This is a genomic window from Brevundimonas sp. MEB006b (assembly GCF_030209705.1).
GTDB lineage: Bacteria > Pseudomonadota > Alphaproteobacteria > Caulobacterales > Caulobacteraceae > Brevundimonas.
Genome location: NZ_JARVRL010000002.1, coordinates 259,659 through 272,691 on the forward strand (window position 1 = coordinate 259,659; position 13,033 = coordinate 272,691).

Annotated in this window: 14 protein-coding genes and 1 other RNA gene; 9 read left to right on the forward strand and 6 right to left on the reverse strand. The window is 67.4% G+C overall.

Annotated elements, in window-relative coordinates:
• Window positions 1-96: 96 nt before the first annotated feature.
• Window positions 97-2,325 carry a phosphoribosylformylglycinamidine synthase subunit PurL gene (purL, locus tag QRN13_RS02925; protein WP_284876786.1) on the forward strand — a complete coding sequence of 743 codons (2,229 nt, stop codon included), beginning with the start codon at window positions 97-99 and terminating at the stop codon, window positions 2,323-2,325.
• A complete protein-coding gene (locus QRN13_RS02930; protein ID WP_284876787.1) occupies window positions 2,322-2,759 on the forward strand; it encodes a DUF305 domain-containing protein in 438 nt (145 codons plus the stop codon). The genes purL and QRN13_RS02930 overlap by 4 nt, the downstream gene beginning before the upstream one ends.
• Window positions 2,760-2,824: 65 nt before the next feature.
• Here QRN13_RS02930 and QRN13_RS02935 read toward each other — a convergent pair whose 3' ends face one another.
• Window positions 2,825-3,100 carry a hypothetical protein gene (locus QRN13_RS02935; protein ID WP_284876788.1) on the reverse strand — a complete coding sequence of 92 codons (276 nt, stop codon included), beginning with the start codon at window positions 3,098-3,100 and terminating at the stop codon, window positions 2,825-2,827.
• A gap of 228 nt (window positions 3,101-3,328) precedes the next feature.
• Here QRN13_RS02935 and QRN13_RS02940 point away from each other — a divergent pair, with 228 nt between their 5' ends.
• The 4 genes from QRN13_RS02940 to QRN13_RS02955 all read left to right on the forward strand — a co-directional run bounded on the left by QRN13_RS02940 (window position 3,329) and on the right by QRN13_RS02955 (window position 7,296).
• Window positions 3,329-4,720, forward strand: coding sequence for a cytochrome P450 (locus tag QRN13_RS02940; RefSeq protein ID WP_284876789.1), 1,392 nt, complete (start codon window positions 3,329-3,331; stop codon window positions 4,718-4,720).
• Window positions 4,721-4,781: 61 nt separating this feature from the next.
• Window positions 4,782-5,570: a COG4705 family protein gene (locus QRN13_RS02945; RefSeq protein WP_284876790.1), complete on the forward strand. Its 789-nt coding sequence runs from the start codon at window positions 4,782-4,784 to the stop codon at window positions 5,568-5,570.
• A 26-nt stretch (window positions 5,571-5,596) separates the two neighbouring features.
• Entirely contained in the window at window positions 5,597-6,139 is a 543-nt protein-coding gene (locus tag QRN13_RS02950; protein WP_235551235.1) for a phosphatase domain-containing protein, read from the forward strand.
• Window positions 6,140-6,204: 65 nt separating this feature from the next.
• Entirely contained in the window at window positions 6,205-7,296 is a 1,092-nt protein-coding gene (locus tag QRN13_RS02955; protein ID WP_284876792.1) for a glycosyltransferase family 4 protein, read from the forward strand.
• On the opposite strand, the gene QRN13_RS02960 is transcribed toward QRN13_RS02955, so the two are convergent.
• The 5 genes from QRN13_RS02960 to QRN13_RS02980 form a co-directional block, all read right to left on the reverse strand.
• The gene (locus QRN13_RS02960) at window positions 7,275-8,096 is read right to left on the reverse strand and encodes a TIGR00282 family metallophosphoesterase (protein ID WP_017504752.1); all 822 of its coding nucleotides are present in this window, start codon (window positions 8,094-8,096) and stop codon (window positions 7,275-7,277) included. The two genes, QRN13_RS02955 and QRN13_RS02960, sit on opposite strands and share 22 nt — an antisense overlap.
• Window positions 8,093-8,641, reverse strand: coding sequence for a 5-formyltetrahydrofolate cyclo-ligase (locus QRN13_RS02965; RefSeq protein WP_284876793.1), 549 nt, complete (start codon window positions 8,639-8,641; stop codon window positions 8,093-8,095). The genes QRN13_RS02960 and QRN13_RS02965 overlap by 4 nt, the downstream gene beginning before the upstream one ends.
• An 80-nt stretch (window positions 8,642-8,721) precedes the next feature.
• Window positions 8,722-8,882: non-coding RNA, 6S RNA (ssrS, locus tag QRN13_RS02970), on the reverse strand.
• Window positions 8,883-8,944: 62 nt separating this feature from the next.
• Window positions 8,945-9,268, reverse strand: coding sequence for a cell division protein ZapA (locus QRN13_RS02975; RefSeq protein WP_284876794.1), 324 nt, complete (start codon window positions 9,266-9,268; stop codon window positions 8,945-8,947).
• On the reverse strand, window positions 9,268-9,516 hold the full coding sequence (locus QRN13_RS02980; protein WP_153922428.1) for a hypothetical protein: 249 nt from the start codon (window positions 9,514-9,516) through the stop codon (window positions 9,268-9,270). The genes QRN13_RS02975 and QRN13_RS02980 overlap by 1 nt, the downstream gene beginning before the upstream one ends.
• Before the next feature lie 94 nt (window positions 9,517-9,610).
• Between QRN13_RS02980 and tkt the strand changes: the two genes are divergently transcribed.
• The 3 genes from tkt to QRN13_RS02995 all read left to right on the forward strand — a co-directional run bounded on the left by tkt (window position 9,611) and on the right by QRN13_RS02995 (window position 13,028).
• Window positions 9,611-11,602 (forward strand): transketolase, encoded by a 1,992-nt coding sequence (gene tkt, locus QRN13_RS02985; RefSeq protein ID WP_284876795.1) that lies wholly within the window; start codon window positions 9,611-9,613, stop codon window positions 11,600-11,602.
• 197 nt (window positions 11,603-11,799) lie between these two features.
• Entirely contained in the window at window positions 11,800-12,639 is an 840-nt protein-coding gene (locus QRN13_RS02990; protein WP_284876796.1) for an alpha/beta hydrolase, read from the forward strand.
• Complete coding sequence (locus tag QRN13_RS02995) at window positions 12,636-13,028, forward strand: VOC family protein (RefSeq protein ID WP_284876797.1); 393 nt, start codon at window positions 12,636-12,638, stop codon at window positions 13,026-13,028. The genes QRN13_RS02990 and QRN13_RS02995 overlap by 4 nt, the downstream gene beginning before the upstream one ends.
• Window positions 13,029-13,033: the final 5 nt, after the last annotated feature.

Below are 13,033 nucleotides of genomic sequence, written 5' to 3' on the forward strand. Positions count from 1 at the left end.
CTGTCGACGGAATCAACCACCTGCGATGGACGATGTTCCCCGATCTTGCGCCGCGCGGGCTGACATTGGGCCCATCTGCGGCTAGAAGCGCCGCCCATGACCGCTCCGCAAAAGACCCCCCAGAAGTCGATGGCTGAACTGGCCGCCGAATACGGCCTGGCCCCCAATGAATATCAGGTCGTCCTCGACCGACTGGGGCGCGAGCCCAACCATGTCGAGCTGGGTGTCTTCTCGGTCATGTGGTCCGAGCACTGCTCCTACAAGTCGTCCAAGATCCACTTGGGCAAGTTCCCCACGACTGGAGAGCGCGTCATCTGCGGACCGGGCGAGAACGCCGGCGTGATCGACATCGACGACGGCGACGCCTGCATCTTCAAGATGGAGAGCCACAACCACCCGTCCTACATCGAACCCTACCAGGGTGCGGCGACGGGCGTGGGCGGCATCATGCGCGACGTCTTCACCATGGGCGCGCGGCCGGTGGCCCTGCTGAACGCCCTGCGTTTCGGCGATCCCAGCCATGAGAAGACCAAGCGCCTGGTCAAGGGCGTGGTCTCCGGCATCGGCGGCTACGGCAACTGCGTCGGCGTGCCGACGGTCGCCGGCGAGACCAACTTCCATAAGGGCTACAACGGCAACATCCTGGTCAACGCCATGTGCGTCGGCCTGGCCCGCGCCGACGAGATCTATTATTCGGCCGCGCCGGAGGCGGGCCATGACGTCGTCTATTTCGGCTCCAAGACCGGCCGCGACGGCATCCACGGCGCCACCATGTCCTCGACCGAGTTCGACGACGAGTCGGAAGCCAAACGCCCCACGGTCCAGGTCGGCGACCCCTTCGCCGAAAAGCTGCTGATCGAGGCCACGCTGGAGCTGATGGCGTCCGGCGCCGTCGCCGCCATTCAGGACATGGGCGCGGCGGGCTTGACCTCCTCCTCCGTCGAAATGGCGGGCAAGGGCGGCGTCGGCATCGAACTCAACCTCGATAAGGTGCCCCAGCGCGAAACCGGCATGACGGCCTATGAGATGATGCTGTCGGAAAGCCAGGAGCGGATGCTGGCGGTGCTGAAGCCCGGCTATGAAGACGTCGGCTATCGCATCTTCCAGAAGTGGGGCCTGGACTTTGCCATCATCGGCGTGACCACCGACACCGGCCACCTGGTGCTGAAGCATCACGGAGAGACCGTCTGCGACGTGCCGCTGGCGCCGCTTTTCGACGACGCGCCCCTGTATGACCGCCCGTGGGTCCAACCGGAGCTTCAGCCCAGGCTGAATCACGCCGACATTCCCGCCCCCGAAAACTGGGCCGATGCGGTGATGAAGGTCGTCGCCTGCCCCGACATGGCCTCCAAGCGCTGGATCTGGGAACAGTACGACCGCCACGTCATGGCCGACACGCTTCAGGACTCCTCGACAGGCGCCGACGCCGGCGTGGTGCGCGTGCACGGCACGGACAAGGGTCTGGCCGTCACCTCGGACTGCACCCCCCGCTACGTCCAGAACGACCCCTATGAGGGCGGCAAACAGGCGGTGGCCGAGGCCTGGCGCAACCTGACCGCCGTCGGCAGCCGTCCGATCGCCATCACGGACAACCTGAACTTCGGCAATCCACAGCGCCCGGAGATCATGGGCCAGATCGTTCGCGCCATCGACGGCATGGCCGAGGCCTGCCGCGAACTGGTCTTCCCGGTCGTAAGCGGAAACGTGTCGCTCTATAACGAGACCAACGGCGTCGCCATTCCGCCGACCCCGACCGTGGGCGCCGTCGGTCTGCTGCCCAACTACGACGTAGTGACGGGCTTCTCGACCATGGCCGAGGGCGATGCGCTGGTCCTGATCGGCCAGACCCAGGGTGAACTGGGCGCCTCCATCTATCTGCGCGAGGTCCTGGGCCGTGAGGACGGCGCTCCGCCGCCCGTGGACCTAAAGCTCGAAAAGAAGACCGGTGATTTCGTGCGCGACCGGATCGAGGCGGGCGAGCTGACCGTGGTTCACGACCTCTCGGACGGCGGCCTGATCGGCGCCGCCGCCGATCTGGTGCTGGCCTCCGACGTCGGCGTGACCCTGGACGCCTCCAGCGCGGCCCACGCCCACATCTTCCTGTTCGCCGAGGACCAGGCCCGTTACCTGGTCGCCGTGCCTGACGCCGACGCCATCATCGCCAAGGCGCGCGAGGCGGGTCTGCACGCTTCGGTCGTCGGCCATGCGGGCGGCGCCGCCTTCGCCTCCAAGGGCGACAAGGGCGAACTGTTCAGCATCCCCGTCGCCCATCTGCGCGAATGGCACGAAGGCTGGATGCCGGGTTGGCTGGGCGACGCGGCATGATCCGCGTCCTGACGCCGCTCGCCCTGCTCGGCCTGCTGAGCGCCTGCGATGGCGGCGGCGATCCTGTGCAACAGGCGCTTCGCGACACCTCCGCCGCCAACCAGGCTGCGGCGGCGCGCACGACGGAACAGATGGAAGCCGCCGGTCATGCCGGTCACGCCATGGGAAGCCCTCCCCCCGGAGACAAAGCTTTCGCCGCCTCCGAAGCCGAGATGCACCGCAAGATGGCCGCCGCCTCGGGTCAGACGATCGACCAGGCCTATGTCGCCAAGATGATCGCCCACCACGAAGGCGCCGTCGCCATGGCCCAGGTCGCCCTGCGCGACAGCCGCGATCCGGAAATCCGCCGCATGGCCCAGGCGGTCGTCGACACCCAGACGCGCGAAATCGCCGAAATGAAGGCCTGGACGCCGACCGCCCCTCCGGCGAACTGAGATTGGCCAAGGGACCCTATCGCGGCGGCGGAAAGCCAGCGGGGCCCACCCGCACCAAGGCCGCGTCAGCTGGGCGGCCGTCTTCCAAGCCTTCGCAGATCACCAGAGACGAGCTGAAGCATTTCGCCTTTCGTGATCGCTCCAATGAGGCGTTTCTGGATGAGCTCGATCCCCTGCTCCGCGCCTGTTTCAAAAGCGGCTTCACCCGGCCTAACGAGGTCGCCGGCCTGCTGAACAAGGCCGGCAAGAGCACCGCCTGCGGCCAGCCGTGGACGCCTCACCTCGTCTGGGGTCTTCAACGCTTCCTTTTCGAAAGGCGCGAAAAGAAGAGAGCGGCTCAAGCCGCTCCACCCGTAGCGACGGTTTCGAAACCCGCCGTCTCCAGCCAGCGCGCGAAAGACTTGGCTGCTGAAGATATGACGCGGTTGCTCGCCGCGATTGGCAGGGCGCGCCCGCCGCGTTGACGCCGCGTTGACGTCGCATTGATCCCGCATGAACGCTGGAGCCGGATGGCGCGTTTCAGAGGCGATGCGCCTGGCTGAACCGGCGACTTGAACAGGGAGCGTCTGATGGACGCGACGACCGCCGACACCATCTTCCGCCCGGCCATACCGCCCCGGCGCGCGGGCAAACCGCTGTCGCTGCTGCCCTTCCTGTGGATCAGCTGGCGCGATCCGATCCAGATGTGGTCCGAGCGGCATTTTACCGAGCCGCAACTGCATGGATCTTCGGCCTTTGGTGAAATCCTGGTGGTCAGCCATCCCGAGGGTGTGCGGCACGTCCTGACCGAGAACGCCGCCAACTATGTGAAGGGCGATCTGCAACGGCGTGTGCTGGGACCGATGCTGGCGGAAGGGCTGCTGCTGACCGAGGGCGAGGCCTGGCGTCGCGCGCGGCGCATCCTCGCGCCCCTATTCACACCGGCCAAGATGGCGACGCTGAACGCCCGGATGGCCGAGGTCTGTCACGCGCGCGTGGCCGCCTGGTCGCTGTCGGCGCGCGGGCGAGTGCTGGATATCGACAGCGAAATGTCGGGCCTGACCTTCGACATTCTGTCGGCGACCATGTTCTCGGACGAGCTGGGCGGCGAGGCGCGCGGTTTCGAGCGGGCGCTGAACCAGTTTCTGGCCAACGGCGCGCGCATCGATCCGCTGGACGTGCTGGGCGCGCCGGACTGGGCGCCGCGCCTGGGTCGCCTGGCCAGCTTCCGCTCGGCCCGTTTCTTCGAGCAGCGCGTGACGAAGCTGGTCGAGGCCCGCCGCGCCAAGATCGAGAGCGGCGACGCGCCGCCAGACGACCTGCTCAGCGCGCTTCTGCTGGCCCGCGACGAACACGGCGGTCCGGGCCTGAGCGACGAAGAGGTCGCGGCCAACATCCTGACCTTCATCCTGGCGGGACACGAGACGACGGCCCGCGCCCTGGGCTGGACCCTGCATCTGCTGTCGCGCCAGCCGGAGTATCTGGCCCGACTCCAGGCCGAGGCCGACGCCTTCGACGTCTCCGATCCAGAATGGGCCGAGGCCCTGCCTTGGACCCGCGCCGTGCTGGAGGAGACGATGCGCCTGTTTCCGCCCGCCCCGACCATGGCCCGCAAGGCCTTGGCCGACGACGAGATCGGCGGACAGACGATCAAGGCCGGCGCCACCGTCATCATCTCGCCGTGGATCCTCCAGCGCCACCAACTGCTGTGGGACGACCCCGACGCCTTCAGGCCCGAACGCTTCCTGCCGCAGAACCGCAAGAGCATTGATCGCTACGCCTACATCCCCTTCAGCGCCGGGCCCCGCGTCTGCATCGGCGCCACCTTCGCGCTGCAGGAGGCGATGATCGCGCTCGCCGCCATCCTTCGTGTCGCCGATGTCGAGGCCCTGACCACGGTGGAACCCCGTCCGGTCCACCAGATCACCCTGCGCAGCCGCGAGCCCATGCGATTGCGGCTGAGGGCGCGGCGCAAGGGCTGATCCAGCCCAAACTTGGCCGCAAATCCGGCGCGTCGTGGGCCGTCGAAACCGGATCGCCACGATGAGCGCCACGTCTGCTGAACAGTTGCCCACGGGCGCGGTCGATAAGGTGGCTAAGGTCACTCTGGCCTTTTGGCTCATGAAGATCTGCGCCACCACGGTCGGCGAGACCGGCGGCGATTTGGTCTCGATGACGCTGAAGGTCGGTTATGCCGTCAGTTCGCTGATCCTGCTGGGGTTCTTCGTCATCACCCTGATCGCTCAGTTGCGGTCAAAGCGGTTTCATCCCGCCCTCTACTGGCTGGTGATCCTGTCCACCAGCACGGCGGGAACGACCCTGTCCGACTTCATGGATCGCAGCCTGGGCCTGGGTTACGCCACGGGTGCGACGATCATCGCCGGCGTCCTGATTGCCGTTCTGGCGGCCTGGCGGCTGACCTATGGCTCGTTGAAGGTCGATCATATTCGCGAGCCGGGGGTGGAGACCTTCTACTGGCTGGCCATCCTGGCGTCGAACACGCTGGGTACGGCCCTGGGCGACTTTCTGGCCGACACCTCGGGCCTGGGGTATCTGTGGAGCAACGCCCTGATCTCGGGCGGCATCGTCCTGACGATCCTGGCCTGGAAATTCACCCGGATTTCGACCACCGTCCTGTTCTGGATCGCCTTCGTCCTGACCCGTCCCTTCGGAGCCACAATGGGTGACCTGTTGACGAAATCGCACGCCAAGGGCGGACTGGACCTGGGCACCATCGGATCGACGGCGGCGTTGCTAGGCCTGCTGGTCGTGCTGCTGATCGCCACCACGGCCAACTATCGCAAATGGTTTACGGGAGCGCGCCCCGCGTGATCCGCCGGCTCTCACCCTTGAAGCTCGTGCTGATCTCGGCCGCCGTCAGTCTCGTCTGCCTGATCGCCTACATCATCGGCGTCGCCCTGAGCGGCAATGTCCACACCGTCATCGCCGGAGAGATTTATCGGGCCGGTCAGCCGCGCCCCGGCCTGCTGGACCGGATGGAGCGCCAGCACGGCATCCGCACCGTGCTGAACCTGCGGGGCCACAACCCCGGCTCACCCTGGTATGACGACGAGGTCGCCGAAAGTCGTCGCCTGGGCATCCAGCACATCAACTTCCGCATGTCGTCCAAGGAAGAGCTGACGCCGCAGGAGGTCCGCACCCTGATCGCCATCATGCGCGATGCACCAAAGCCCCTTTTGATCCACTGCGCCGGCGGATCGGATCGCACCGGGCTGGCGTCGGCCTTCTACGTCGCGGCGGTATCGAAGGGCGGAGAGTCCGCCGCAGAGGACCAGTTGTCGCTGCGCTTCGGCCATATCGCCCTGCCCAATCTGGACGCCTACGCCATGAACCGCACCTTCGAGAGGATGGAGCCGGAACTGGGCTACCCGAACAGCTAAGGCGCCGTCGCCGTTCCGCCACGAACCGTCTATAGGTCGCGCCGACTTTCCCACTGGAGGCGACCTTGCGCACCGCCATCCTGCTCCCGCCGGGATGCCTGTTTTCCGAAGCCCAGCCGAACTCGATGGAGACGGTGGTGCGGACGATGGCGGGTGTCGATCAGGGCGGCGAGACGCGCATCTTCTGTTGTCAGGGCGCGGACGACGGCGTTTCAGCAAGCGTGGACGCCCTGCCGGCGGGGCGTAGCCGCATGCCGACACTTATCGAACGGCTGCGCGCCTTTCGACCTGATGTGATCGAACATCATCAGCAGGTGAAACAGGCGCTGGCCGTGCAGCAGGCCCTGCCCGAGACGCCCCACCTTCTCTATCGCCACAACGCCCTGCGCCCGCCGCGCCACCCCATCGACCGATGGCGTTATCGGGCGCGTTATGAGCGGCTAGACGGCCTGGTCTTCGTGAGCGTGGCGGAGCGCGACGCCTTCGTGCGCACCTTCCCCGATCTGCACGCCCGGGCGTTCGCGGTGCCCAACCCCATCGAGGCCGGCGCCTGGCTGGCCTCGCCCGAGGATCGAGAGCCGGTGATCGCTTTCGCCGGGCGCGCCATGCCGGAAAAGGGCGTCGATGTGCTGTGCGCCGCCCTGCCCTGCGTTCTGGACGCCCATCCCGACTGGCGCGCCGTGCTGATGCTGAACGACTGGGACGATCATGCGCGCTGGGCGGCCCGACATGTCGCGCCGCTGGAAAAGTATGGCGACCGGGTCGAGGTGCTGAAGTCCGCGCCTTTGGGCGAGGTGCGGCGACGGATGCAGACGGCCGCCATCGCCCTGACGCCGTCTGTCTGGGATGAGCCGTTCGGCCTCACGGCGATCGAGGCCCATGCGGCAGGCGCGGCCCTGATCTCGTCCGGGCGCGGCGGCCTGCGTGAAGCCAGCGGGCCGCACGCCCTCTATGTCGATGCGGTGACCCCGAAGACACTGGCGGCGGCGATGGACCGGCTGATCTCGTCACCCGAGGAACGATTGGCGCTGGCGCGATCCGCACAGGCCTATGTGCTGGCGACCCACACGCCCAAACGTCGCGCGGCCGAGCTGATGGTCGTGCGCCAGACGGTGATCGACCGTCGCCGGGCGCGTCAGACGACCGGGATCGCCTGAGACAACCGCCCGCCAACCCGGATCGGCTCGACCCGCGTCGCCAGCCCCGTCCGGTCGTCGGTCTCGACGAAGACCCCGCACACGGTCGCCGGGCCGGAGGCCGGCATGTAGCGGCCGCCGGAAATCCGGGTGGTGAAGCGGCGCAGCGGCTCTTCCTTCTCGTTGCCGATCACGCTGTCGTAGTCGCAGCAGCCCCCGGCGTCGGTCTGATAGGCCGTGCCGCCCGGCAGGATCTGGCAGTCGGCGGTAGGCACATGGGTGTGGGTGCCGACCACCAGCGACGCGCGCCCGTCGCAGAAATGGCCCATCGCCATCTTCTCGGACGTGACCTCGGCATGCATGTCCACGATAACGGCGTCCGCCACCGCGCCCAACGGCGCCGCCGCCAGCTCGCGCTCCACCGCGCCGAACGGATCGTCCATCGGGTCCATATGCACCCGGCCCAGCACGTTCATGACCAGGACCGTGCGGCCCGAATGGGTCTCGAACAGATTGGCCCCGGCGCCCGGCGCATCCATCAGGCGCGGATAGTTGGCCGGACGGATCAGGCGCGGCTCGCGCACGATATAGGTCAGGGCCTCGCGTTGGTCCCAGCTGTGGTTGCCCAGCGTCAGGCAGTCGGCGCCCGCCATGAACAGTTCGCGCGCCGTGTTCTCGGTAATGCCGAAGCCGCCCGCGGCGTTCTCCGCATTCACGACCACGAAGTCGAGCTTCAGGTCCCGCTTCAGGCCCGGAAGATGATCGCTGATGCCGTCACGGCCGGACTTGCCGATGACGTCGCCGAAAAATGCCAGTCTCATTTGAAAGCCGTATAGCCGGTCTCGGTCAGAACGCCATGCAGTCGAATGTCGTGAGGCTCCAGCGCCAGCCGTTCGACCCTTTGGCCGGCATAGGCGAAACCGATGCGGATGGCGTCGGGTCGGGCGGCGAACGTCCGGTCGTAATAGCCCCCGCCTTGCCCCAGGCGGCCGCCCTGATCGTCAAAGGCCAGCAGCGGCGTCAGGATCAGGTCCGGCATGACGACCTCGGCCAGCGGCAGCGGCGCGGGGCATCCGGCGGCGTCCATCTCCAGCGGCTCGCCGGGCGACCAGGCGCGGAACTCCATCGGCGCGTCGCGCTGGACCACGACCGGCAGGCACAGCCGGCGGCCCGCCGCCTCCAGCGCCGCGGCCAGGGCGTCGGTATCCATCTCCGACCCCATGGCGCGATACAGCGCGACGATCTGAGCGGCAGGAAGGGCATCGGCATGGTCCGCCGCCCGGCTGGCGGCCAGCGGATCGGTCTCGGCCAGACGCTTGCGCAAGGCGCGGGCAGCCGATCGAAGTTCGTGCTTGTCCTGGATCATCGAACCGCCCCTACGAACGCGTGCTCATGCAGCAAGCCGCCGCGCGGCGAGCGATAGCACATCACAAAGGCGAGGAAGGTGGCGGCGCCGCGCGAACCGTGAAGAACGTTTAAATCCTCTCGACCTGGGTAGCCAGGTGGGCTCCGTATGCCCAAGCCCTCGAGCCCGGACAGGGACAGATCCCTATGAGTGAATTAAGGTCAGAAGGATATGTTGTCTTCGACGTGAGCCGCAGCAAGACCCGCCGTCATTAAGATAGGCCTTCGCCGGCCCCGACGCCAGCATCCGCAGCGGAATAATCGACTACAGGTTCTGGGCGATCTTTTCGATCCGCGCGGCGACAGCGTTCAGCGCCTCGGCGACCCCGTCCGTCGAAGCCGCCGCCGGCGCAGTCGTTGACGAAGGCCCCGCCTTGCCGGCGTTCAGCCGCGCCTCGTGCAGCTCGTCGGCCAGGATCAGCGCGGACATCAGAAACAGCCGCAGATCGCCGACATGGCCCACGTCGCCTGCGACCTGGCGCACCTGGTTGTCGAACTGTTTGGCCAGGATGCGGACCCGCTCTTCCTGCCCGTCGGCGCAGCCTACCGCATAGGGGCGTCCGTTGACCTCGACCGTCACCGTCGCCATCAGCCGGCCTCGCTTTCGGCCAGGACTTCGCGCACCGCTTGGGCGGCGCGGCCCAGCGCCTCGGACGCCTCGCGCCCGGCGGCCTCCAGTTCGGCGACGCGCTGGCTATCCGCACGCGGCGCGAACAGATCGTCGTCCGCGATCGCGGGCGCCGAGGCGGGCCGCGCCTTCAGCTCCAGGATCTTGCGTTCCAGTTCGGCCAGGGCGCGGTCGATACGCGCCCGTGCGGCCGTGGTGGCGTCTGCCATCGGTCGCTCCTTTAGATTCCGTATAGAAGCCGAGGACGCGCCGGGGTAAAGGGGCGCGCCCCCTTTTTCCGCCTTCCCAACAGAGGTCTCCACCGTGACCGACGCCAAAACCGCACCAAAGGCCACGCCTGAGCAGATGGCGAACGCCATTCGCGTCCTCGCAATGGACGGCGTCGAGAAGGCCAAGTCGGGCCACCCCGGCATGCCGATGGGCATGGCCGACGTCGCCACGGTGCTGTTTTCCCGGTTCCTGAAGTTCGACGCCTCGCGCCCCGACTGGGCTGACCGCGACCGCTTCATCCTGTCGGCCGGCCACGGCTCGATGCTGATCTACGCCCTGCTGCACCTGACCGGCTACAAGGGCGCGACGAAGGAAGAACTGTCTAACTTCCGCCAGTGGGGCTCCAAGACCGCAGGCCACCCGGAGTACGGCCATATGCCGGGCGTCGAGGTCACCACCGGCCCGCTGGGCCAAGGTCTGGCGACCTCGGTCGGTTTCGCCATGGCCGAGCGCCATCTGGCGGCGAAGTACGACGATGATCTGGTCGATCACCGCACCTGGGTCATCGCCGGCGACGGCTGCCTGATGGAAGGCGTGTCGCAGGAAGCGATCGCGCTTGCCGGCCGCTACAAGCTGAACAAGCTGCACGTCCTGTGGGACGACAACGAGATCACCATCGACGGCAAGGTCTCCCTGTCGGACACCACCGACCAGAAGGCTCGCTTCAAGGCCGCCGGTTGGGCGGTCAAGGCCATCGACGGCCACGACATGAACGCCATCAAGGGCGCGATGAAGTGGGCCATGCGTCAGGACAAGCCCACCCTGATCGCCTGCAAGACCAAGATCGGCAGGGGCGCCGCCACCATGGAAGGCAGCCACAAGACCCACGGCGCGGCCCTGGGCGCCGCCGAAATCGCCGCCACGCGCCTCGGCCTTGCCTGGGATCACGATCCCTTCGAAATGCCTCAGACCATCGCCGACGCCTGGCACAAGGTCGGCCGTCGCGGCGCCAAGGACCGCAAGAAGTGGGAGGCCCGCCTCGCCGCCTCGGCCCAGGCCGCCGACTTCACCCGCGCCATGAAGGGCGATCTGCCCGAGGCCGCCTTCGACGCCCTGAACGCCAAGATCGCCGAACTGGTCGAGACCCAGCCGGCCCAGGCGACGCGCCAGTCGTCGGGCGCGGCGCTCGACGAACTGTTCGCCGCCATCCCCGAACTGGTCGGCGGCTCGGCCGACCTGACCGGCTCGAACAACACCTTCGTCAAGGGCACGCCGATCCTGGATGCGCCGACCTATGAAGGTCGCTACGTCAACTGGGGCATCCGCGAGTTCGGCATGGCCGCGGCCATGAACGGCCTGGCCTTGCACGGCGGGGTCATTCCTTACGGCGGCACCTTCATGGTGTTTTCGGACTACAGCCGCCCGGCCATCCGTCTGGGCGCCCTGATGGGTGTCCGCGCCGTCCATGTCTTGACGCACGATTCGATCGGCCTGGGCGAAGACGGCCCGACGCACCAGCCGGTCGAACATCTGGCGGCGTTGCGCGCCATTCCGAACCTGCTGGTCTTCCGCCCCGCCGACACCATCGAGGCCATGGAATGCTGGCAGATCGCCCTGCAGACCAAGACCTCGCCCTCGGCCCTGGCCCTGTCGCGCCAGAAGACCCCGGCCGTCCGCACCGTCGCCTCCGCCGAAAACCTCTCGGCCAAGGGCGCCTATGAGATCAAGGCGGCCTCGGCCGAGGCCAAGGCCACCCTGTTCGGCACCGGCACGGAACTGGCCCTGGCGCTGAAGGCCGCCGAGACGCTGGAAGCCGAAGGCGTGGCGACCCGCGTCGTCTCGGTCCCCTCGTTCGAACTGTTCGAACAACAGGACGCCGCCTACCAGGCCTCGGTCATCGGCCGCGGCACGGTCCGCGTCGCCGTGGAAGCCGCGATCAAGCAAGGCTGGGAACGCTTCATCGGCGAAGACGGCGCCTTCGTCGGCATGACCGGCTTCGGCGCCTCGGCCCCGGCCGAGGTTCTGTACGAGAAGTTCGGCATCACCTCGGACGCCATCGTCTCGGCGGTCAAGGCGCGCTTGTAAGTCTCAGGTCCTCCCCCGCTTGCGGGGGAGGGGGACCGCGCGCAGCGTGGTGGAGAGGGCGGATATGGGCGAGATGTATCCGCCGGCTCTCGAACTATAATGGCGACCGCCGGTGCGAGGTCCGCCCCCTCCACCGCTTCGCGGTCCCCCTCCCCCGTTTCGCTGCGCTTCACGGGGGAGGATTTCAGGAGCCTCCGATGAAACGCCTCACACTCGGTCTTCTTCTGGCTCTCGGCGCGGCACCGACCCTCGCCCAGACCGTTCCCCAGACGCCAGCCATAGCCGAAACCCCCATCGTCATCGGCCGGTCCTACGCCCTGCCCTCCGGGATCATGGGCGCGACGCGTGAGATCAACATCTGGCTGCCGCCTGGTTATGCCGACAGCGGCAAGACCTATCCCGTCCTTTATGTCCTCGACGGCGGTCAGGATCAGGACTTCCACCACATCTCCGGCCTCGCCCAGTTGGGAACCGTCGTCGGCACGACCCGCGACGTCATCGTGGTCGGGATCGCCTCGGTGGACCGCCGCGACGAACTGGCCTTGCCCACCACCGATCCTGACTTGATCGCCCGCTATCCGACCCAGGGCCATTCGGACCGTTTCCGCCGTTTCCTGGCCAAAGAGGTCCAGCCCTTCGTCGAGACCCGCTTCCGCACCAGCGGCGAAACCGCCCTGATGGGCGAGTCCCTCGCCGGCCTGTTCGTGGTCGAAACCTTCCTGAAGGAACCGCAGATGTTCGACGCCTATGTCGCCGTCAGCCCCAGTCTATGGTGGGACGGCGGTGAACTGGCGCGTCAGGCGGGGGCCCGTCTGCGCGACCAGTCGAATGATCCGCGGACCCTGATCCTGACCCTGGGCGACGAGGGCCCCGAAATGCAGGCGCCGATGGACGTCCTGACGGCCAATCTGCGCGACCACGCCCTGCCCGGCCTGAGCTGGAGCTTCACGCCTCGCCCAACCGAGAGCCACGCCACCATCTATCACGGCGCGGCCCTGGACGCCTTTCGCCAGCTCTATGCGGAGCCCGCGAAATGAGCCGCATAGGCGCGATCAGCCTGCTTGTTCACGACTATGACGCGGCCATCGCCTTCTATGTCGGCAAGCTGGGCTTCGCGCTCAGCGAAGACACCGACATGGGCGCAGGCAAACGCTGGGTGCGGGTCACGCCCAAAGGTGGCGAGACCAGCGTGCTGCTGGCGCGCGCTACGACCGACGCCCAAAAGGCCCAGGTCGGAAACCAGGCTGGCGGCCGGGTCTGGCTGTTTCTGGAAACCGACGACCTGATGCGCGACCACGCCGCCTGGCTTGCCGCCGGCGTCCACTTCCGCGAAACCCCGCGATATGAGGCCTATGGCAAGGTGGTGGTCTTCGAAGACCTCTACGGCAACGCCTGGGACCTGATCGAACCCGCTACCGGAGCCTGACGCCC

Coding starts and splice junctions, on each gene's coding strand:
- purL (WP_284876786.1), top strand. CDS start 97: ATGACCGCTCCGCAAAAGACCCCCCAGAAGTCGATGGCTGAACTGGCC.
- QRN13_RS02930 (WP_284876787.1), top strand. CDS start 2,322: ATGATCCGCGTCCTGACGCCGCTCGCCCTGCTCGGCCTGCTGAGCGCC.
- QRN13_RS02940 (WP_284876789.1), top strand. CDS start 3,329: ATGGACGCGACGACCGCCGACACCATCTTCCGCCCGGCCATACCGCCC.
- QRN13_RS02945 (WP_284876790.1), top strand. CDS start 4,782: ATGAGCGCCACGTCTGCTGAACAGTTGCCCACGGGCGCGGTCGATAAG.
- QRN13_RS02960 (WP_017504752.1), bottom strand. CDS start 8,096: ATGAGACTGGCATTTTTCGGCGACGTCATCGGCAAGTCCGGCCGTGAC.
- QRN13_RS02965 (WP_284876793.1), bottom strand. CDS start 8,641: ATGATCCAGGACAAGCACGAACTTCGATCGGCTGCCCGCGCCTTGCGC.
- QRN13_RS02975 (WP_284876794.1), bottom strand. CDS start 9,268: ATGGCGACGGTGACGGTCGAGGTCAACGGACGCCCCTATGCGGTAGGC.
- QRN13_RS02980 (WP_153922428.1), bottom strand. CDS start 9,516: ATGGCAGACGCCACCACGGCCGCACGGGCGCGTATCGACCGCGCCCTG.
- QRN13_RS02990 (WP_284876796.1), top strand. CDS start 11,800: ATGAAACGCCTCACACTCGGTCTTCTTCTGGCTCTCGGCGCGGCACCG.
- QRN13_RS02995 (WP_284876797.1), top strand. CDS start 12,636: ATGAGCCGCATAGGCGCGATCAGCCTGCTTGTTCACGACTATGACGCG.